The following is an 18958-nucleotide window of genomic DNA, read 5'->3' on the forward strand; positions in this document are numbered from 1 at the left end:
GCCCGCTTGTCACGCAGGCGCCCCCGGCAGTCTCGAAGGGAGAGTAAACGCTTACTTCTGGCCGGCGGCCGCAGCGACTTCGGCAGCGAAGTCGCTCTTGTCGCGCTCGATGCCCTCGCCGAGCGCGAAGCGCACGAAGCCGGTGATCTTGGCCGGGGCACCAAAATCCTTCTCGGCCTCCGCGAGCGCCTTCTCGACCGTCAGGTCGGGATTGATCACGAAGGCCTGGCTGAGCAGGACGACTTCCTCGTAGAACTTGCGCATGCGGCCCTCGACCATCTTCTCGATGATCGCGTCCGGCTTGCCGGACTCGCGTGCCTGCTCGACGAAGATCGCCTTCTCGCGATCGGCGGTCGCCTGGTCGACCTCGGCCGAGGTCAGCGCCAGCGGGTTGGTGGCGGCGACGTGCATGGCGACCTGACGGCCGAAAGCAGCGAGAGCCGCCTTGTCGCCGGTGGACTCCATGGCGACGAGAACGCCCATCTTGCCGAGGCCGTCGGCGACCTGGTTGTGGATGTAGGTGGCCACGACGCCATCGGTGACGGTCAGCATAGCGCTGCGGCGCAGCGACATGTTCTCGCCGATCGTGCCGACGGCCTCGACGATGGTCTCGGTGACCGACTTCGACGAATCGGGATAGGCGGCAGCGCCGACAGCCTCGACGGAACCGTCCGTCTCGAGGCCGACCTTCGCGACATTGCGCACGATCGTCTGGAAGGCGTCGTTGCGGGCGACGAAGTCGGTCTCGGAATTGACCTCGACGACGATCGCCTTGGTGCCGCTCGAGGCGGCGCCGATCAGGCCTTCCGCAGCGGTGCGGCCGGACTTCTTGTCGGCCTTGGAAATGCCCTTGGCGCGCAGCCAGTCGATGGCGGCTTCCATGTCGCCATTGTTCTCGGCGAGCGCGGTCTTGCAGTCCATCATGCCTGCGCCGGACTTCTCACGCAGCTCTTTTACCATCGCGGCGGTAACGGTCATCGATCAGCCTCTTGGAAAATGAAACAGGCGCACCCCCGTCGCCAGACGAGAGGTGCGCTGTCAATGTGACGGCGTGATTACGCCGTCCGGTCAGGATGCGCCGGCTTTCGCCGGCACAGGGTCTCAGGCGGCCGGCTGGACTTCCGGCTCCGGCTGCGGCTCGGCAGCAGCCTGGGCGTCGGAAGCGACGTCGGTCTCGGTCTCGGCAGCCGACTGCGACGGCATGGCCTCTTCCTCGAGCGTCTCCATCGGAGCCTCTTCCATCGCGCCGATGTCGACGCCCATGGCGCCGGCCTGGCGGCCGATGCCGTCGAGGCAGGCCTTGGCGATCAGGTCGCAGTAAAGCGTGATCGCGCGGGCTGCGTCGTCATTGCCCGGGATCGGGAAATCGATCGGGCGCGGATCGCAGTTGGAATCGATCACGGCGACGACCGGGATGTGGAGGCGCTTGGCTTCCTCGATCGCGATCGCTTCCTTATTGGTGTCGACGATGAAGATCATGTCCGGCACGCCGCCCATGTCCTTGATGCCGCCGAGCGCCCGATCGAGCTTGTCGCGCTCGCGCTGCAGCGTCAGGCGCTCCTTCTTGGTGAAGCCGTGGGCTTCGCCGGAGAGCATCTCGTCGAGCTTGCGCAGGCGCTGGATCGAGTTCGAAATGGTCTTCCAGTTGGTCAGCATGCCGCCGAGCCAGCGGGCGTTGACGTAGTACTGGGCGGACCGGGCAGCGGCATCGGCGATGATGTCGGAAGCCTGGCGCTTGGTGCCGACGAACAGCACGCGGCCGCCGCGGGCAACGGTGTCGGACACGGCCTTCAGCGCGGTGTGCAGGAGCGGCACGGTCTGCGCAAGGTCGAGGATGTGGATGTTGTTGCGCGAGCCGAAGATGTAGGGGGCCATCTTCGGGTTCCAGCGGTGGGTCTGGTGGCCGAAGTGGACGCCTGCTTCGAGCAGCTGGCGCATGGAATAATCGGGCAATGCCATCGTGTCGGTTCCTTTACCGGTTCAGCCTCCACGGAAAAGAAGCAGCCAGGGTTGGCCGCCACCGGAGGGACCGCAGCGGACGACCGAGGTCGCCATGAAGTCCCGAATTCCGTGTGTGGAATGACCGCGCCCATACACCGATTCAGGCGGCCGGGCAAGGGTTAGGTGCAGGGCGCGGGTCGGATGCAGGAGCGGATGCCGGCGGTGGGAGGGGTGATTTGCGGCTTGGGGGTGGGTGCTATGTCGATCGGGCTGCGCCCCTTTCCGCAGTGAAGTGCGCGGCCATTTGAGCGTAAAGCGCAATGGCGCCGACTCCTCAATTTCGTCATCCCGGACTTGATCCGGAGTCCATTCCTCCGCGGTGAAGTCCGCATTCCGCATCAGAACACAGGCAAGGTCGACCGTAGATCACTCGTTCAACGACTTGGAATGGATCGCAGCGAAACCTTTGGTTTCGCAGAGATCAGGTCCGGGATGACGAACTTTTTGCGTTGGAGCCCTCCGGTCCCCCGTCTCACTTGCACCCCTTCGCATCCAGCAGATCGAGCTGGCTCAGCGCGCCGTTGAAGGCGTACTCGCCAAAATTCAGCGTCAGCGCGTCCGACACGCCGTTCTCGTAGAGGGTGTAGCTGGTCTCGAACACCGGCATGCCATCGGGGTCGCTGTCGCTGTTGTAGTAGGATTCGCTGACCTTCCAGGATTTCAGCCCCGCCAGTTCCTGGTCGATCTTCGGCGAACGCGGCGGCGGCGGCGTGCCGTCGGCCTTGTTCGGCTCAGGCGTGGGCGCCGCTGCCGGCGGATCGTTCGGGCTGATGATGGCGGTGCTGGAGAGCAGCTTCTCCGCGTCGTCGTCGCCGTCGAAGAGCTTCGCCTCGACGATCCGGTCGCCGGCCTTTGCGTGCTCGATCAGCGTCGCGGTGTGCTGCATCGGGAAATAGGAGAGCGGCAGGCTGAACTCCGCCGCCTTCGGCGACTGCATCGCGACCTTGGTGGCATCGCCCTCGCGCCGGGCCTTGCCGCGGATTTCCTTTTCCGGCGCGCCGTCGACGAAGGTCTTGGTGGTGAAGCTGAAGTCGCTGCCGTCGGCGTTCTCGGTCGAGATCGTCTGCTGGTCGGTGACCGTCACCTCCTCCTCCTGCTGGAATTTCGCGACGAAGCGATAGTCCAGCGCATAGACGCCACAGGTCTCGGTCTGCAGCTTCAGCGCGATTCGCCCCTCCGCCCCGACGAAGTCGGTGGAGCCGGACGCGAGCGACAATTCGTAGACAGCCTGATGCGGGGCGAGCGGGACGGCGACGGCGAGACCCGTCGTCGCGGGAAGCATTGCCAGAACGACCAAACTGCGGAACACCATGCAAAACTTTCCTCAACGAGGCCGGCGATCCGGGCTATGTCGGGCCTCGTCACACTCTATCCCCGACGGGGAGCCGGCAATATGCCCGCGGCCCTCCAATCATGTGAACAAAGGAAATTTGATGACCGACACGATCGCCTCCCGCCTCGCCGCCGCCGGCGTCACCTTGCCTGTCGCCGCCGCACCCGCCGCCAACTACGTGCCCTACGTCACCTACAACAACGTGCTGCAGACCTCCGGCCAGCTGCCGTTCGAGGACGGCAAGATCGCCGCCATCGGCAAGCTCGGCGGTGGCGTCTCGCTCGAGGACGGACAGCGCGCGGCGAAGGCCTGTGCGGTCAACATCCTCGCCCAGGCAAGCGCGGCACTCGGCGGCGACCTCACCCGCATCGTCCGCCTGCTGAAGCTCACCGTCTTCGTCGCCAGCGACGCCGGCTTCACCGAGCAGCACAAGGTCGCCAACGGCGCGTCGGACTTCATGGTCGAGATCCTCGGCGATGCCGGCCGCCACGCCCGCTCCGCCGTCGGCGTGCCCAGCCTACCGTTCGACGCCGCCGTGGAAATTGAAGCCTTCTTCGAGATCAAGTAAGGCAGGACAATGCGTTACAGCGGTTCTCTCGACTGGCTGGTGAGCCGGCCGATCGCCCATCGCGGCCTTCATGACGGCAATGTCGCCGTCATGGAGAACTCGGTTCCCGCCGCGCTTGCCGCGATCGCCGGCGGCTACGCCATCGAATGCGACGTGCACCTGTCGCGCGACCGTGTGCCGGTGATCTTCCACGATGCGACGCTCGACCGGCTGACCGGCACCCCGGGGCGCACGGATGCGGCAACGCTCGACGAACTTCGCCGTCTACGGCTCGGCAACACCGGGGCCGGCATTCCGACCGTCGCCGAGTTCCTCGCCGCCATCGACGGCGCTGTGCCCTTGGTCATGGAACTGAAGGGCAGCAGCCCGGACGAGGACGCCGACTTTCTCGACAGGCTGATGCCGGTGCTCGAGGGCTACCGCGGCCAGCTCGCGCTGATGTCCTTCGATCCCTGGCTGATCGACCAGGCGATCGCCGCGGGCGGCTTTCCGGTGGGCCTGACGGCCGAGGGCCTGAAGCCGGACCAGCTCGACGAACACCGCGCCGTCTACAGCCGCGGCTGCAGCTTCGTCTCCTACAGCGTCCACCACCTGCCGAACGGCTTCACCGACTGGGTCCGCGGCGACCAGAAAGCGCCGGTGATCACCTGGACGGTGCGCAACCCGGACGGCGTCGCGCAGACGGAGCGCCATGCCGACCAGATGACCTTCGAGGGTTTTTCGCCGCAGGTCTGAGCGCTTGCAATGCGGCAGGCGGGCGATAGCTTGGGGCGATGACACAGGGCACCGACACCACCGAGGCCGAGGGGGACGTCTTTTCCCTGCGCGTCCTCGAATCCATCGACCAGATCGCGCCGACAACCTGGGACGGCCTTGCTGCCGTCTCGCCACCGGAACCAGCGGGCGATGAGAGCGATGCTTCATCGCCCGATGGCAACCCCTTCCTGCTGCATGCTTTTCTGAAATCGCTGGAGGACAGCGGTAGCGTTTCGGCGCGCGCCGGCTGGATGCCGCAGCACCTCGTGCTCGAGACCGCGTCCGGACAGATCCTCGCGGCCATGCCGGCCTATCTCAAGAGCCACAGCCAGGGCGAATACGTGTTCGATCACGGCTGGGCCGACGCGCTGGAGCGGGCCGGCGGCAGCTATTATCCGAAGCTGCAGATCTCCGTGCCCTTCACCCCCGCGACCGGACCGCGGCTGCTGGTCGGGCATTCCGCCGGCGACGAGGTGCGGCGGCTGGCGCTCTGCCAGGGCATCAAGGCCTATGTCGGCCAGACCGGCATTTCCTCGGCGCATGCGACCTTCCTCACGCCAGCGGATGTCGAGGCGATGGAGGACGGCGAGTTCCTCCACCGCATCGACCAGCAGTTCCACTTCCAGAACCGCGGCTACGGCACCTACGAGGATTTTCTGGAGACGCTCGCCTCGCGCAAGCGCAAGGGTCTCCGGAAGGAGCGGCGGGAGGCGCTGTCGGCCGGTATCACCGTGGACTGGCTGACTGGCAAGGACCTGACCGAGGCCGCCTGGGACGCCTTCTACGGCTTCTACATGGACACCGGCAGCCGCAAATGGGGCCGGCCCTACCTCAACCGGAAGTTCTTCTCGCTGATCTCGGAGCGGATGCCGGAGCGCATCGTGCTGATGATGGCGAAACGCGAGGGCCGCTACATCGCCGGGGCGCTGAACTTCGTCGGCGGCGGCGTGCTCTACGGCCGCTATTGGGGCTGCACCGAGGACCACCCCTTCCTGCATTTCGAGCTCTGCTACCACCAGGCGATCGACTATGCGATCGAACACAAGCTGGCCGTCGTCGAGGCCGGCGCGCAAGGCGAGCACAAGCTGGCGCGCGGCTACGAGCCGGTGACGACGCATTCGGCCCACTACATCCGCCATCCCGGGCTGCGGCAAGCGATCGAAAACCATCTCGAGGTCGAGCGCCGGCAGGTGGCGGCGATGCAGGCCATGCTCGGCGAGCACACGCCGTTCAAGAAGCACGAGGACGGATCGCCTGGCACCGCCCCGGCCGAGCCCCAGCGCCCCGACCAAGCGGAACAGGATTGACCGGCCGGGCGGATCGTGGTCCCCCGAGGAGCGCAACCCGCTGGAGGAGACGAACATGGCTTACGATCCGCAGAACATCTTCGGCAAGATCCTGCGCGGCGAGATCCCAAGCCAGAAGGTGTTCGAGGACGCGACCGCCATCGCCATCATGGACGTCATGCCGCAATCGAAGGGGCATGTGCTGGTGATCCCGAAGACGCCATCGCGCAACCTTCTCGACGCCGAGGATGCCACGCTCTCGGCGTTGATGCCGATCGTGGCGCGGCTGGCGCGGGCGGTGAAACAGGCCTTCGCCGCCGACGGCGTGGTGGTCACCCAGTTCAACGAGGCACCGGCCGGCCAGACCGTCTTCCACCTTCACGTCCACGTCATCCCCCGCTATGCCGGTGTCGCCCTGGTTCCGCATTCTGGCGGCATGGCGGACGGCGCGGTGCTGGCCGAGCAGGCTGAACTGATCAAAGCGGCGCTCGCCGCGACCTGACGCATGCCGCAAGCCGATCTCCCCACCCGAAGGGGAGATGGCCGGCAGGCCAGAGGGGGGCACGCTGCCGTAACGGCGAACTTTTTGATCAGACCCGGTCGGGTGGCGGATAAGTGCAGCGTAGCACCTGACGTTCACCCCCCTCTGTCCTGCCGGACATCTCCCCCTCAAGGGGGGAGATCGGGCGGCCTGAGACCCTCAGCCCGCCATCGCCATCGGCAGCCCGATCAGCACAATTTCCGCCGCGAGGATTCCGACGAGAATGCGCTTGCCGGCGGCGAGGTAGACGAGGAAGCCGGCGACCATGGCGCCGATCCGAACGGCATCCGGCACCTCGGCGAGCGCGCCGGTGGGATAGAGCACCATCCGGGAGATGACGGCGGCGACCATGCCGGTGGCGATGGCGCGCACGAGCGCGATGTTCGGTGAGTTCTCGTCGATGCGGCCGGCGGTGAGCACGCCGAGATAGCGCCAGATGTCGGTCGGCAGCCAGCCGGCCAGCAAGATGAAGGCGTAGGGCCACCAGGCGGCAGCGATGTCGTGGAAGCCGAGGTTCATGCCGACGCCCCCTTCTCCAGCCGCCGCCCGAGTGCGAACGCGATCGCGCCGCCGGCGATGCCGGCGATCAAGAGGTCGAATTCCGGCGACAGCCAGTGCGCCGGGGGCACGCAGAGCATGCCGAACAGCAGCGCCAGCCGCCCCGTGCGGTCGCGGGCCGAATGGAACAGCGAGATGAGGAAGTAGACAGGGGTGAGGAAGGCCAGCGCGCCGGTGATCAGCGCCGGCAGGTCCTCCATCAGGTTGAACACCAGCGCCACGACCAGCGTGTTCGTCAGCGTCAGCGTCGCGCCGAAGCTGCCGAAAAAGAGGAGGCGCTTCTCCCGCGGCACCTCGTCCAGCCGCTGCATGGCGAACACCCAGGCGGTGATCGCGATGAAATGCGAGAAGGCGAGGAGCTTCAGGGTCCGCGTCTGCGGCGTCTTGACCTCGGCGATCAGCGCGACCGTCATCGGCATCAGTCGGATCGCCGACAGGCCGACCGCCAGCGCCGCCGCCGGCAGCGCAATGCCCGCGCTCACCGCCCCGATGAGAATGATCTGCGAGGGCAGCGCCCAGACCGTCAGCGTCATGAACGAGGTCTGCAGCCAGTCGAATCCGGCCTCGCGCGCCACGGCGGCGAAGCCGACATAGGCGGTCACGAGGATGAGGGCGGGCGGACTGAGCATGCCGAGCATGCCCTTGCCGATCCAGTGGAGCGAGGAGCGCTCCCTGGCGAGGTCAGTTCCCGGCATGGGCATGCCCGATCATGCTGAAGCGAAACGCAACAAAAAGGGGCCGCCCCTCCGGACGGCCCCTTCGATGGAATGTTGTATCAGGACGGCTTGCGCTTGGACGCAGGACGCCGCGCGACCTTCACGGCGACATCGCCCTCGTCCTCGTCGTCACCGTAGTCCTCGCCGTCGTCATCTTCCAAGTCCTCGCCGTCGGCATCGACCTTGGCGCGGGACTTGCGCTTGGCCTTCGGCTGCTCGTCGGCGATCGCCTCGAGCGCCAGCTTGCGGGCGCCCGCCTTGTCGGGATCGTCGACGACGGTGATCTTGACGGTCCCGCCCTTCTTCAGCTTGCCGAACAGCACCTCGTCCGCCAGCGGCTTCTTGATGTACTCCTGGATAACGCGCGCCAGCGGCCGCGCCCCCATGTGCTCGTCATAGCCCTTGTCCGCCAGCCAGACGATCGACTCCGGCGTCAGCTCGAAGGTCACGCCGCGCTCCGACAGCTGGGCTTCCAGCTGCATCACGAATTTCTCGACCACCCGGTTGATCTCGCCTGCCCCAAGGCCGGCGAACGGGATAATGGCATCGAGACGGTTGCGGAATTCCGGCGTGAACAGCTTGTTGATCGCCTCCACGTCGTCGCCGGTGCGCTTGGACGAGCCGAAGCCGATGGCGGCCCTCGCCCCTTCCGACGCGCCGGCATTCGTCGTCATGATCAGGATGACATTGCGGAAGTCGATCTTCTTGCCGTTGTGGTCGGTCAGCCGGCCGTGGTCCATGACCTGCAGCAGGATGTTGAACAGATCCGGATGCGCCTTCTCGATCTCGTCGAGCAGCAGCACACAGTGCGGATGCTGATCGATGCCGTCGGTGAGCAGGCCGCCCTGGTCGAAGCCGACATAGCCGGGAGGCGCACCGATCAGCCGCGAGACGGTGTGCCGCTCCATGTACTCCGACATGTCGAAGCGCAGGAGTTCGACGCCGAGCGCCGATGCCAGCTGCTTGGCCACCTCGGTCTTGCCGACACCGGTCGGACCCGAGAACAGGTAGCTGCCGATCGGCTTCTCCGGCTCGCGCAGGCCTGCACGCGCCAGCTTGATCGTGGCCGACAGCGCGTCGATGGCCGTGTCCTGCCCATAGACGACCCGCTTCAGCTGGGTGTCGAGATGCTGAAGCACTTCCTCGTCGTCCTTCGACACCGACTTCGGCGGGATCCGCGCCATCGTGGCAATGGTCGCCTCGATCTCCTTGATGCCGATCTTGCGCTTGCGCTGGCCTTCCGGGAGCAGCATCTGCGAGGCGCCGGTCTCGTCGATCACGTCGATCGCCTTGTCCGGCAGCTTGCGGTCGTTGATGTAGCGCGCCGACAACTCGACGGCGGCCTTGATCGCCTCGCTTGAGAACTTCACGTTGTGGAAATCCTCGAAATAGGGCTTCAGGCCCTTCATGATGGCGATGGCGTCGTCGATAGACGGCTCCTTGACGTCGATCTTCTGAAAGCGACGGACGAGCGCCCGGTCCTTCTCGAAGAACTGCCGGTATTCTTTGTAGGTAGTCGAGCCGATGCAACGGATCGCGCCGCTCGACAGCGCCGGCTTCAGGAGGTTCGACGCATCCATCGCGCCGCCCGAGGTCGCACCCGCGCCGATCACCGTGTGGATCTCGTCGATGAACAGGACGGCGCCCGGATATTCCTCGAGCTCCTTCACGACCTGCTTCAGGCGCTCCTCGAAGTCGCCGCGGTAGCGGGTGCCGGCGAGCAGCGTGCCCATGTCGAGCGAGAAGATGGTGGCGTCCAGCAACACCTCGGGCACATCACCTTCGACGATGCGCTTGGCGAGGCCCTCGGCGATCGCTGTCTTGCCGACGCCGGGATCACCGACATAGAGCGGATTGTTCTTGGAACGGCGGCACAGCACCTGAATGGTGCGGTTGATCTCCTCCGATCGACCGATCAGCGGATCGATGCGGCCGGACTTGGCCTTCTCGTTCAGGTTCACGCAGTAAGCCGTAAGGGCGTCCTGGGTCGTCTTGCGCCTGCCTTCCTCGTCGGGTCCCATGGTCGACTGATCGTCCTCGGCGCTTCTAAGGGGCCGACTTTCGGAGGAGCCGGGGCGTTTGGCAATCCCATGCGCGATGAAGTTGACGGCATCGTAGCGCGTCATCTCCTGCTCCTGCAGGAAATAGGCGGCATGGCTCTCTCGCTCGGCGAAGATCGCCACGAGCACGTTCGCGCCGGTCACCTCTTCCCGGCCGGACGACTGGACGTGAATCACGGCGCGCTGGATGACGCGGTGGAAGCCGGCAGTCGGCTTCGAATCCTCGTCATGGCCGGTCACGAGATTGGCGAGCTCGGTGTCGATGTACTCGACAAGGCTCGCACGGAGCACGTCGAGATCGACGCTGCAGCCCTTCATGACCGCCGCTGCATCCTTGTCCTCGAGCAGCGCCAGCAGAAGGTGCTCGAGGGTAGCGAATTCCTGCTGGCGCTCATTGGCGAGCGTCAGGGCCTGGTGCAGCGACTTTTCCAGACTTTGCGAAAATGTGGGCACGATTCACCTCAATTCTTTTCCATCACGCATTGCAGCGGATGTTGATGCTGGCGGGCGAAATCCATGACTTGCGTGACCTTGGTCTCCGCCACCTCGTATGTATAGACCCCGCATTCGCCGACGCCGTGGTTGTGCACATGCAGCATGATGCGGTGCGCTGCCTCGCGATCCTTCTGGAAAAAACGCTCCAGGACGTGGATCACGAACTCCATCGGGGTGTAATCGTCGTTCAGAAGCAGCACCCTGTAAAGACTTGGCTTCTTCGTCTGCGGCTTTGTACGGGTGATGACCGAGGTATTGCGGTCGGGGTCAGTGCCACGCGGCTTGTCGGCCTGGCTCCTGGCCGGCTGCGACGTCTGATTCCTCGAAAGTTCCGCGTCGCCCACTGCCGTCACCCCTGTCATCAAAATGTATGTAATGTGCTCTCTCGCAATTTTAAGGGACCGCCGTGAAGGCGCGTCCTTTCGCCCCTCTGGCCGCTCTATGAAGCGCCCCACAGCGCCGGCCAAGGCGCTATCAACCGGACGCTTTTCCAATGTCGGGGACGCCTCTAACATGGCCATTCATTCTCTCCGCGACGAGGCCCCGAGCCAATGCGAACCTCACGGTGGTGTTTCGCGCGGCCGTCACACCCTTGCCATTCTTCTCCCGCTTTTCACCGCCTTCCGGCGAGGCCGGGGACTGCCTGACCCTTCGGCCGGCATGCCGACTCGCCGGGGCGTGAAGGCGACATGCGGTGCTCAGCATTTCACTGTCGCCGTCCCGGTTCAATCTGTCGTGTGGGGAGATGCCGCACTTCCGCCGGGGGCCGCGATGCCCGCAACCGGCACGAAGTGGACGCTTTGCACTTGCGATGACAACGTTCCGGCAACCATAAACGGATTGGTAAGGCGGTGCCGTTAATCTCGGTTTCATCGAAGAGGCGTCCGGACAATGTTCCTGGTTCGGGCTCCCTCACCTTCTGCGGCGGCATTCCCCTGCTGCCTCCAGACCGAACCGAGAGAGTAGCCTCGTGCGTAAGACGATGACGAAGATGAAGCTCGACGCCCCGCTCGCCAAACGTGTCGGTATCGTCGCGGTGACCGCCACCCTTCTCCTTCAGTCTTCCGCCTTTGCCAGCGCCGAAGAGCGCTATGCCGGCTTCGTCATCGACGCCAACAACGGCAAGGTGCTCTTCTCGAAGAATGCCGACGATCAGCGCTTCCCGGCCTCGCTGACCAAGATGATGACGCTCTACATGCTGTTCGACGCCATGAGGGCGAAGCGCGTCTCGCTGCAGACGCCGATGAAGGTCTCGGCCTACGCCGCCGCCCGGCCGCCGACCAAGCTGCGGCTGAAGGTCGGCTCGACCCTTACCGTGCAGGAGGCGATTCTCGGCCTGGTGACGCTGTCGGCCAACGACGCCTCGGTGGTGATCGCCGAACAGCTGGCCGGCTCGGAAGCCGCCTTCGCCCAGCAGATGACCGCCAAGGCTCGCCAGCTCGGCATGAGCCGCACCACCTTCCGCAATGCCAACGGCCTGCCCAATCCCGGCCAGACGACCACCGCCCGCGACATGGCGACGCTCGGCATCGCGCTGCGCGAGCATTTTCCGCGCGAGTTCGCGTTCTTCAAGACTAAGTCGTTCAACTTCCGCGGCCGGCAGATCAACGGCCACAACCGGCTGGTCGGCAAGATCCAGGGCGTCGACGGCATCAAGACCGGCTATATCAACGCCTCCGGCTTCAACCTCGTCTCCTCGCTGATGCGCGACGACAAGAAGATCGTCGGCGTGGTGATGGGCGGCGCGAGTGCCGCCGCGCGCGACAAGCACATGGCGGACCTCCTGACCAAGTACCTCGCTGCGGCCAGCACCCGGGACGGCGGCCAGTTGATCGCGCAGCCGCGCCCGACCGAGCCGCGCGTCACCGTCGCCGCACTGGCGCCGGAGCCGGAGGCCTCCTACGCCGCGCCGAGCCGCGTGCCGCTGCCGCGGATGCGCGAGACCATCAACGAGCGGATCGCCGAAGCCTATGGCGCGGACGCCGATGCCGGCCACGCCATCGCCCGCATCGCCGGCACCCCGGCGCGCCCGATCGTCGGGCGCGCGGCGCTGCGCGAGGCGCTGACCACGCCGAAGACGCGGCCGAGCCGGATCCCGACCGCCAACGCGCTCGCGCCGGTTCCACCCGGCTCGATCCCCGGCGGGGAGGATTTCGACCCGACGACGACTGGTTCTATAAAGGGTGCCCTGGGTGGCATCGCTTTTTCGCCCTGGGTCGTCCAGATCGCCGCCATGCCGGACAAGGACCGGGCCATGGACATGCTGTCGGAAGCCAAGCGCAAGGGCGGTTCCGCGCTCATCCAGGCCGAGAGCTATACCGAGCAAGTCGGCAGCGGCTCCGGCGCCCTCTACCGCGCCCGCTTTGCCGGCTTCCAGTCGAAGAGCGAGGCCGGACAGGCCTGCGCCGCGCTGAAGAAGCAGTCCTACAACTGCTACGCCGTGGCCAACTAACCCGGCGGCCCCGCGGCCGCCTCACCTGATCGACCACTAGCACGACGCTCCAGCGGACCCTCTCGGGACCGACAGGCTTCGTGCGCCCAGAATTTCGACCGCCGGACCGGCAACCAGACCCTTCGTATCGAGGACTTCAGTGATGAGCGTCGACCAGGAAATCCTCGACTTCAACAGCGGCCGCCGCAGCGGCGCGCCGGTCGCCGGCCTGCACCCGATGCAGCAGGCGTCCCGCCGGATCGGCGAATTCCGCGAGGGCCGTTCGGCGCTGAAGGCGAAGGATCTCGTCGGCCTGCTGCTCTGCCACGGCGCCCGCGCCTGGCGCGCTTCGCAGCCGGTCGCGCATTCGCGGCTGCGCGTGCGCACGCCGCAGGGCGTGCCGGCGATCCGGCTGCGCTTTCGCTAAAGCCTGCCGTGATCGGGCCGGCGCGTCCGATCTAGACGTATGGGCTTGGGTTGGAAGGATCACGTTGCGGACGATACGGCAGGCCGGAGCGCCTCACTCGGCGGGATCGGCGAGCATAAGCGCCAAGCCGTCAGAGCAGGCCGAGATCGGCGAGCTCGCGGCGCAGTTCCGGCGGCATGGAGGCCATGTCGCCGCCGGCATTGATATCGCCCGGCGCCTCTTCCGGCGTCAGGTAGCGCCAGCCCTGGAAGGCGCGGCGCGGCTGCCAGTCGGTCAGGATGAAACTTGGCTCCAGCACGATCCGGCAGCGCTTGATGCCCTCGGCGTCGACCACCGGCCGGAAGGCGAGGATCGGCTGGCGCACCTGCACCTTGCCCTTGATCACCCAGTAGAGCGAGCCGCGATCGAGGATCTCCTCCATGCGCTTCGGCACCATGCGGGTCTGGTGGAACTGCTCGGCCGGCTGGCCGGTGCGCGTGGCCGTCGCCAGACGCTCGGCGACCCAGGACTGGAGATCCTCGACGGAATCGGCGCCGACGCAGAGTTTGACCATGTGGAGAGGCATGCGCATCTTCTGCCGCGCCGCGCCCGGCCGCGTCAAGCGAAGGTGGGTGCGGAGCCGGCCGGCGGTTGCGATGTGCACACACGGGTGCGTGTTCCCGCGCCGTTGCCGGCCGGGTGTTCTAGGAAACGGCGGACGCCGGACTGCGGTAGCGAAAAGAAGCTCCGGCGTCTTCGCGTTCCTGCACGGCGGCTCGCAACCCCGCCGTCTGCCCTTCCCGCCGGCCGCGAAAAACCCGTTGAGGATCCGCGGCCGGGGCCTCCTGCCGGGGCGCCAACCCCGGGTCGTCCATCGCGGCGCGGGCCCGGCCAAGGCCCTTGCCGCCGCCGGCAGGTCTTTGCCTCGGCCCGATCTGTCCCTCCGGCGCCGGATGGACTTGGGCTGTCTCAGGCATCGGCCCGCATGCGTCCGTTTTCCCGTGACGGAGAACGAATCCGAACTGTCGCAGGATGGTTCGGCGGGGCCCCACCGCGCCGTCCCGGCGACATCCACACCATGTCACGGACCGTCGGTTGTAGGAATAACTTCTGGTAGGAAATAATTCTAGTCAACTATCGAATGCATGCTCACGACAGATAGAACCTGTAAATACCAATTATAGGTAAATATTCTGGTGGCCTTGGGCGGTCTTGCCGGCTGCCGTCTCCTTGCGAAGTGCGGGTGCACGCTCTGTCGAAGCAGACGCGCAGGCTGCTGAAAACGGACGGAATGATGGGTACGGGGCGAGCGCGGCTTTGCGGCTCCGGCGCGGCAATGCTAGTCGGATCGGGCGAAAGGCTGCCGGTTCGGCAGCGGCAAGCGGAAAGAGCGATGGCGACCTTCGATTCCAGCGACGCCGTGGCGATCGGCATCTTTCTCGTCGGCTGGTTTGCCTACAACTGGCTGACCGAACACAGCCCCTGGGCCAAATACGGGCTGAGCCAGGCGATGAACGCCCAGCGCCGGCGCTGGATGCAGGTGACGCTCGGCCGCGATCTGCGGATGATCGACACCGCCATCATGGCCGGCTTGCAGCAAGGCACCGCCTTCTTCGCCTCAGCCTGCATCTTCGCCATCGGCGGCTGCTTTGCGCTGCTGGGATCGGCCGAGCAGATCGCGACGATCGCCGCCGACCTCCCCTTCCACGGCGAACTCGACCGGGGCCTCGTCGAGGCCAAGCTGCTCGGGCTGGTGGCGGTCTTCGCCTATGCCTTCTTCAAGTTCGGCTGGGCCTACCGACTGTTCAACTACTGCACCATCCTGATCGGCGCGATCCCGATGCGGGCCGACGCCGAACTCAACCCGGCCAAGGCCCAGCAGGCCGTGCGCAGCGCCGGCCTGATGAACGCGCTGGCGGCCAAAAACTTCAATGCCGGCCTGCGCGGCATTTTCTTCGGCCTCGCCTATCTCGGCTGGTTCCTCGGTGCCTACGCCTTCATCGCGACCACGCTGTTCGTGATCGCGATCCTCGCGCACCGGCAATTCTTCTCGCGGGCGCGCTATGCCGCCGGCGATCCGTTCGAAGGCGAGTGAGCATGACCGAAATGTCCGAGACGATCCTCAGCATGCTCTCGGAGCGCGCCGGGGAGAAAACCCTCTGCCCGTCCGAGGTGGCGCGCGCCATCGCAGGGTCCGACGAGAAGGCCTGGCGCCTTTTGATGAAGCCGATCCGCGCCGAGGCCGTGCGCCTTGCCGCCGAGGGCCAGCTGACCATCCGCCGCAAAGGGAAAATCGTCGACCCCGAGGATTTTAAGGGCATCTACCGGATCGGCCACCCGCGGGCTGACGACGCCGGCGGGGACGGCGACGAGGCCGGGAACGGGACGGCGCCGGCCGAGGAATAGGCAGGCGGCGATCAGGCCGCCGGCGCGGATGGCGCGGCACCGGCCGCCGGCACGGGCAGCGGCGCTGGGAACAGTGCGTCGGTGCGGTCGGTCATCCAGTAGGCGAGCAGGCCGACATATTCACGGAAGGCGAAATGCACCTTTTCGAGGTTGCGGGTCGCGGTGGTCGAAGGCGACCAGATGTCCGGCCCGAGCGGTGTGCGAAAATCGACGGGATAGGGAATGACGTCGAAACCGGCCTTGCGGAAGCAGCCGACGCTGCGCGGCATGTGCCAGGCCGAGGTGATGAGCAGCCAGGTCTCGCCGGGCTTTGGGCTCGCCATCGCCTTGGTGTAGACGGCATTCTCGGCGGTGTTGCGGGCCTTGCCCTCGAGCAGCAGCCGGTCTTCGGAGAGGCCGAGCGCGGTAAAGATCTGCTTGGCCGAGACGACCTCGGCGATATCATCGTCGAAGAGGGCCGCGACCCCGCCAGTGAAGACCACCCTCGCCTCGGGATAACGCCGCGCCAGGCCCATGGCGGCGGTGATGCGGTCGCCGGCCTCGTTCAGCTCCGGCTCGCCGCGCGTCTTGGCAACGCGCGTATCAAAGCTTCCGCCGAGGACGACGATGCCGTCAACCTTCTCGGGAAGCACCGGCGGCGGGAAGCGGTTCTCGAGTTCGGCGGTCATCACGAGGCCGAGCGGCGACAACGAGACGATGACGAGCACGACGGCGGCCAGCGACATGATCGCCGTTCCCATTCGGCGAAACCGCAGCAGCCGCAGCAAGAGACCGATGCCGCCCAGCACCATGACGGCGACCAGCGGCTGGATCAGGAACCAGGCGACTTTCGAGACGGCGAAGAACAAAGGGCACCCCTTCCAACTGGACAGGTGCCCCGCTTACGCGCCGCTTTCGCCCTGCGCTACCCCGGGCAGCGCAATGGCGCCAGGGGGGAATTCGCTCGGCCGTGGCCGAGGCTTGCTCAGATCCGGTCCCAGTTCGGCGCGAAACCCGGGTTGACGAGACGCTTGCGCGCGGTCGTCAGCGCCGTGACCGAGGCATGGTCCTCGGCCGACAGTTCGAAGTCGAAGACGGCGAGGTTTTCGGCAAGGCGCGCGACGGTCTTGGTGCGCGGGATGGCGGCGACGCCGTCCTGCTGGACCTCCCAGCGCAGCACGATCTGCGCCGGCGTCTTCCCGTACTGGGCCGCAAGGCCCGCGATCAGCGGGTGAGACAGGATCTCGCCGCCTTGCCCGACCGGCGAATACGCGACCATCGCCATGCCGTGGCGCAGGCAAGCGGCGTGGATGGCGTCCTGCGACAGCAGCGGGTGATATTCGACCTGGTTGCAGGCGATCGGCGCCGCCGACAGCGCCACCGCCTCGTCGAGCATGGTACTGGTGAAGTTGCCGAGGCCGATGTGCCTGGTCTGGCCGGCGGTGATCGTCTCGTTCAGCGCGCCGATCGACTCCTCGAGCGGTACCGCCGGGTTCGGCCAGTGGATCAGGAACAGATCGACGGCGCCGATGCCGAGCTTGTCGATCGATTCGGCGGCCGAGCGCTGCAGCGCGCCGGCGGCGATGTTCTCCCACCAGACCTTGGTGGTCACGAAGAGGTCGTTGCGGGCGATGCCGGAGCGGCGGATGCCCTCGCCGACGGCCTTCTCGTTGTCGTACATGGCCGCCGTGTCGATGTGGCGGTAGCCGGCCTCGATGGCGCGGGCCACCATGTCGGCGCAGTCGTCGCCCTTCAGCGTCCAAGTGCCATAGCCGATCGCGGGAATGCGCGCGCCGTTTGCCTCGATGATCTTCATGCCTTGGTCTTTCTGTGTCATCACGGCGCCCCCGGGGCGCCTCTCAGGCTGAGATAGGCTAAACGCCCCGGCTGTCCAATCGCAGGAGGGGCCGACATGTCCGAGAGCCAGAGGGATGCCGTGATCCCGGCCGGCAAGGCCACGCATCGGATCGACGGGCTCGACGTGCTGCGCGGCGTCGCGCTGCTGGCCATGGCGGTCTACCACTTCACCTGGGATCTCGAGTTCTTCGGCTATGTCGAGCGGGGCCTGACCGGCCACGGCGGCTGGAAGCTGTTCGCGCGCTGCATCGCCTCAAGCTTCCTGTTCCTCGCCGGCGTCAGCCTGGTGCTGGCGCATGCGCGGGGGGTTCGCTGGCGGCCTTTCGGCAAGCGGCTGGCGCAGGTCGCGGCCGGGGCGGCGGCAATCACCATCGTGACCTACTTTGCGACGCCGAACGGCTTCGTGTTCTTCGGCATCCTGCACCAGATCGCGCTGGCGAGCCTTCTCGGCCTCGCCTTCCTCCGCCTGCCCTTCTTCGTGACGGCAGCCGTCGGCATCGCCGTGATCGCCTTGCCGCAGGTCTACGAGACGGTGCTCACCAATCCGCGCGGGCTCGCGTGGATCGGCATGGCCGAGACCGCGCCGACGTCAAACGATTTCGTGCCGCTGTTTCCCTGGTTCGGCGCGGTGCTGATCGGCATGGCGGTGTCGCAGCTGGCGACGGATCGCGGCTGGTGGGGCGCCCTCGCCCGGCTGAACCCCCGCCTCGTCCGGTTCCGCCGGCTCGCCTTCATCGGTCGGCACTCGCTGCTGTTCTATCTCCTGCACCAGCCGTTGCTGATCGGGCTCGTCTGGGTCTTCGCGCAGGTGTCGCCGCCCGATCCGGCAGCAATGCTCCTCGGCGACTGCCGGCGCGGCTGCATCGCCGAGCGGGCCGACGAGGCCTTCTGCACGCGCTATTGCAGCTGCGTCGGCGAGAAGCTGACGGCCGAGGACCTCCTGCAGAAACTGATCGACGGCACCACGAGCCCGGCGGAGAACGACCGGGTCAGCGACATGGTCTACGCCTGCTCGGCGCCGGCGCCCTGAGAGGAACCGGCAGCAGCGCCTCAGTGCGTGGAAAAAGACCGGGCCGTCAGCTGGCCTGCGTCACGCCGAGCTCTGCCATACGGGTGAGGCAAGCCTCCTCGGCATTGTCGAGCTCAGCCAGGAGCTCATCGATGTCGTGCCGTTTCTGCTCGAGTTCGCGGCGCTTCTCGCTGACGCGGCGGACGATGGCCCGCAGCTGCCCAGCCTCGCCCGGCGGCGTCTTGTACATCTGCATGATCTCGCGGATCTCCGCGATCGAGAAGCCGAGCCGCTTGCCGCGCAGGATCATCTTCAGGAGCTGCCGGTCGGAATGGCGGAAAAGCCGGGTGCGCCCGCGCCGGATCGGCGCGATCAGCCCTTCGTCCTCATAGAAGCGGATGGTCCGCGTCGAGATGTCGAACTCGCGGGTCAGTTCGGTGATGGTGTAGTAATCGCGCATCGGCATTCCCCGGGTCGAACCACCTTGTCTGCCGGAAGACTTACGTAAAAGTCAATTTGGTGCCGGGGGCTGAGGTCATGGCTGCTGCTCCAGTTC

Annotated in this window: 20 protein-coding genes; 9 read left to right on the plus strand and 11 right to left on the minus strand. The window is 66.3% G+C overall.

Going from position 1 to position 18958, the window contains the following annotated elements:
* Positions 1-51 precede the first annotated feature (51 nt).
* From tsf to ACZLZQ_RS16805, 3 genes are all read right to left on the minus strand, one after another.
* Complete coding sequence (gene tsf / locus ACZLZQ_RS16795; RefSeq protein ID WP_472933299.1) at positions 52-978, minus strand: translation elongation factor Ts; 927 nt, start codon at positions 976-978, stop codon at positions 52-54.
* A 123-nt stretch (positions 979-1101) separates the two neighbouring features.
* Positions 1102-1959: a 30S ribosomal protein S2 gene (gene rpsB / locus ACZLZQ_RS16800; RefSeq protein ID WP_472950348.1), complete on the minus strand. Its 858-nt coding sequence runs from the start codon at positions 1957-1959 to the stop codon at positions 1102-1104.
* 514 nt (positions 1960-2473) lie between these two features.
* The gene (locus tag ACZLZQ_RS16805; protein WP_472933295.1) at positions 2474-3313 is read right to left on the minus strand and encodes an EipB family protein; all 840 of its coding nucleotides are present in this window, start codon (positions 3311-3313) and stop codon (positions 2474-2476) included.
* Positions 3314-3434: 121 nt separating this feature from the next.
* Between ACZLZQ_RS16805 and ACZLZQ_RS16810 the strand changes: the two genes are divergently transcribed.
* Genes ACZLZQ_RS16810 through ACZLZQ_RS16825 form a run of 4 tightly spaced genes read left to right on the plus strand, consistent with a single transcriptional unit; the run spans position 3435 to position 6446 of the window.
* Complete coding sequence (locus ACZLZQ_RS16810; protein ID WP_472933294.1) at positions 3435-3902, plus strand: RidA family protein; 468 nt, start codon at positions 3435-3437, stop codon at positions 3900-3902.
* Positions 3903-3911: 9 nt separating this feature from the next.
* On the plus strand, positions 3912-4637 hold the full coding sequence (locus ACZLZQ_RS16815; protein ID WP_472950349.1) for a glycerophosphodiester phosphodiesterase family protein: 726 nt from the start codon (positions 3912-3914) through the stop codon (positions 4635-4637).
* Between the two features lie 38 nt (positions 4638-4675).
* Complete coding sequence (locus ACZLZQ_RS16820; RefSeq protein ID WP_472950350.1) at positions 4676-5965, plus strand: GNAT family N-acetyltransferase; 1290 nt, start codon at positions 4676-4678, stop codon at positions 5963-5965.
* Between the two features lie 55 nt (positions 5966-6020).
* Complete coding sequence (locus ACZLZQ_RS16825; RefSeq protein ID WP_472950351.1) at positions 6021-6446, plus strand: HIT family protein; 426 nt, start codon at positions 6021-6023, stop codon at positions 6444-6446.
* A gap of 198 nt (positions 6447-6644) precedes the next feature.
* On the opposite strand, the gene ACZLZQ_RS16830 is transcribed toward ACZLZQ_RS16825, so the two are convergent.
* The 4 genes from ACZLZQ_RS16830 to clpS form a co-directional block, all read right to left on the minus strand.
* A complete protein-coding gene (locus ACZLZQ_RS16830) occupies positions 6645-7004 on the minus strand; it encodes an AzlD domain-containing protein (protein WP_472950352.1) in 360 nt (119 codons plus the stop codon).
* Positions 7001-7738: an AzlC family ABC transporter permease gene (locus ACZLZQ_RS16835; protein ID WP_472950353.1), complete on the minus strand. Its 738-nt coding sequence runs from the start codon at positions 7736-7738 to the stop codon at positions 7001-7003. Before ACZLZQ_RS16835 ends, ACZLZQ_RS16830 begins: the two co-directional genes overlap by 4 nt.
* An 80-nt stretch (positions 7739-7818) precedes the next feature.
* Positions 7819-10272, minus strand: a complete 2454-nt coding sequence (gene clpA / locus ACZLZQ_RS16840) for an ATP-dependent Clp protease ATP-binding subunit ClpA (protein WP_472933286.1) — start codon at positions 10270-10272, stop codon at positions 7819-7821.
* Between the two features lie 8 nt (positions 10273-10280).
* Positions 10281-10676 carry an ATP-dependent Clp protease adapter ClpS gene (gene clpS / locus ACZLZQ_RS16845; RefSeq protein ID WP_472950412.1) on the minus strand — a complete coding sequence of 132 codons (396 nt, stop codon included), beginning with the start codon at positions 10674-10676 and terminating at the stop codon, positions 10281-10283.
* A 608-nt stretch (positions 10677-11284) separates the two neighbouring features.
* On the opposite strand from clpS, the gene ACZLZQ_RS16850 reads away from it, so the two are divergent.
* Together ACZLZQ_RS16850 and ACZLZQ_RS16855 are read left to right on the plus strand one after the other, a co-directional pair.
* Positions 11285-12766: a serine hydrolase gene (locus ACZLZQ_RS16850; RefSeq protein WP_472950354.1), complete on the plus strand. Its 1482-nt coding sequence runs from the start codon at positions 11285-11287 to the stop codon at positions 12764-12766.
* A 142-nt stretch (positions 12767-12908) separates the two neighbouring features.
* Entirely contained in the window at positions 12909-13172 is a 264-nt protein-coding gene (locus ACZLZQ_RS16855; protein ID WP_472933283.1) for a hypothetical protein, read from the plus strand.
* A 130-nt stretch (positions 13173-13302) separates the two neighbouring features.
* On the opposite strand, the gene ACZLZQ_RS16860 is transcribed toward ACZLZQ_RS16855, so the two are convergent.
* On the minus strand, positions 13303-13737 hold the full coding sequence (locus ACZLZQ_RS16860; RefSeq protein WP_472950355.1) for a DUF1489 family protein: 435 nt from the start codon (positions 13735-13737) through the stop codon (positions 13303-13305).
* A gap of 807 nt (positions 13738-14544) precedes the next feature.
* Between ACZLZQ_RS16860 and ACZLZQ_RS16865 the strand changes: the two genes are divergently transcribed.
* Positions 14545-15246: a DUF599 domain-containing protein gene (locus ACZLZQ_RS16865; protein WP_472950356.1), complete on the plus strand. Its 702-nt coding sequence runs from the start codon at positions 14545-14547 to the stop codon at positions 15244-15246.
* A gap of 2 nt (positions 15247-15248) precedes the next feature.
* Positions 15249-15557 (plus strand): DUF3253 domain-containing protein, encoded by a 309-nt coding sequence (locus ACZLZQ_RS16870; protein ID WP_472950357.1) that lies wholly within the window; start codon positions 15249-15251, stop codon positions 15555-15557.
* Between the two features lie 11 nt (positions 15558-15568).
* Here the strand turns inward: ACZLZQ_RS16870 and ACZLZQ_RS16875 are convergent, their stop codons facing one another.
* Both ACZLZQ_RS16875 and ACZLZQ_RS16880 read right to left on the minus strand, forming a co-directional pair.
* Positions 15569-16405 (minus strand): YdcF family protein, encoded by an 837-nt coding sequence (locus ACZLZQ_RS16875; RefSeq protein WP_472950358.1) that lies wholly within the window; start codon positions 16403-16405, stop codon positions 15569-15571.
* A 116-nt stretch (positions 16406-16521) separates the two neighbouring features.
* The gene (locus tag ACZLZQ_RS16880) at positions 16522-17352 is read right to left on the minus strand and encodes an aldo/keto reductase (protein WP_472950413.1); all 831 of its coding nucleotides are present in this window, start codon (positions 17350-17352) and stop codon (positions 16522-16524) included.
* 96 nt (positions 17353-17448) lie between these two features.
* Between ACZLZQ_RS16880 and ACZLZQ_RS16885 the strand changes: the two genes are divergently transcribed.
* On the plus strand, positions 17449-18423 hold the full coding sequence (locus ACZLZQ_RS16885; RefSeq protein ID WP_472950359.1) for an acetyltransferase domain-containing protein: 975 nt from the start codon (positions 17449-17451) through the stop codon (positions 18421-18423).
* Between the two features lie 46 nt (positions 18424-18469).
* Here the strand turns inward: ACZLZQ_RS16885 and ACZLZQ_RS16890 are convergent, their stop codons facing one another.
* Positions 18470-18862 (minus strand): MerR family transcriptional regulator, encoded by a 393-nt coding sequence (locus ACZLZQ_RS16890; RefSeq protein WP_472933276.1) that lies wholly within the window; start codon positions 18860-18862, stop codon positions 18470-18472.
* Positions 18863-18958: the final 96 nt, after the last annotated feature.

Source organism: Mesocryomonas lacus, assembly GCF_055730105.2.

Coding starts and splice junctions, on each gene's coding strand:
- tsf (WP_472933299.1), bottom strand. CDS start 978: ATGACCGTTACCGCCGCGATGGTAAAAGAGCTGCGTGAGAAGTCCGGC.
- rpsB (WP_472950348.1), bottom strand. CDS start 1,959: ATGGCATTGCCCGATTATTCCATGCGCCAGCTGCTCGAAGCAGGCGTC.
- ACZLZQ_RS16805 (WP_472933295.1), bottom strand. CDS start 3,313: ATGGTGTTCCGCAGTTTGGTCGTTCTGGCAATGCTTCCCGCGACGACG.
- ACZLZQ_RS16810 (WP_472933294.1), top strand. CDS start 3,435: ATGACCGACACGATCGCCTCCCGCCTCGCCGCCGCCGGCGTCACCTTG.
- ACZLZQ_RS16815 (WP_472950349.1), top strand. CDS start 3,912: ATGCGTTACAGCGGTTCTCTCGACTGGCTGGTGAGCCGGCCGATCGCC.
- ACZLZQ_RS16820 (WP_472950350.1), top strand. CDS start 4,676: ATGACACAGGGCACCGACACCACCGAGGCCGAGGGGGACGTCTTTTCC.
- ACZLZQ_RS16825 (WP_472950351.1), top strand. CDS start 6,021: ATGGCTTACGATCCGCAGAACATCTTCGGCAAGATCCTGCGCGGCGAG.
- ACZLZQ_RS16830 (WP_472950352.1), bottom strand. CDS start 7,004: ATGAACCTCGGCTTCCACGACATCGCTGCCGCCTGGTGGCCCTACGCC.
- ACZLZQ_RS16835 (WP_472950353.1), bottom strand. CDS start 7,738: ATGCCGGGAACTGACCTCGCCAGGGAGCGCTCCTCGCTCCACTGGATC.
- clpS (WP_472950412.1), bottom strand. CDS start 10,676: ATGACAGGGGTGACGGCAGTGGGCGACGCGGAACTTTCGAGGAATCAG.
- ACZLZQ_RS16855 (WP_472933283.1), top strand. CDS start 12,909: ATGAGCGTCGACCAGGAAATCCTCGACTTCAACAGCGGCCGCCGCAGC.
- ACZLZQ_RS16860 (WP_472950355.1), bottom strand. CDS start 13,737: ATGCCTCTCCACATGGTCAAACTCTGCGTCGGCGCCGATTCCGTCGAG.
- ACZLZQ_RS16865 (WP_472950356.1), top strand. CDS start 14,545: ATGGCGACCTTCGATTCCAGCGACGCCGTGGCGATCGGCATCTTTCTC.
- ACZLZQ_RS16870 (WP_472950357.1), top strand. CDS start 15,249: ATGACCGAAATGTCCGAGACGATCCTCAGCATGCTCTCGGAGCGCGCC.
- ACZLZQ_RS16880 (WP_472950413.1), bottom strand. CDS start 17,352: ATGAAGATCATCGAGGCAAACGGCGCGCGCATTCCCGCGATCGGCTAT.
- ACZLZQ_RS16885 (WP_472950359.1), top strand. CDS start 17,449: ATGTCCGAGAGCCAGAGGGATGCCGTGATCCCGGCCGGCAAGGCCACG.
- ACZLZQ_RS16890 (WP_472933276.1), bottom strand. CDS start 18,862: ATGCGCGATTACTACACCATCACCGAACTGACCCGCGAGTTCGACATC.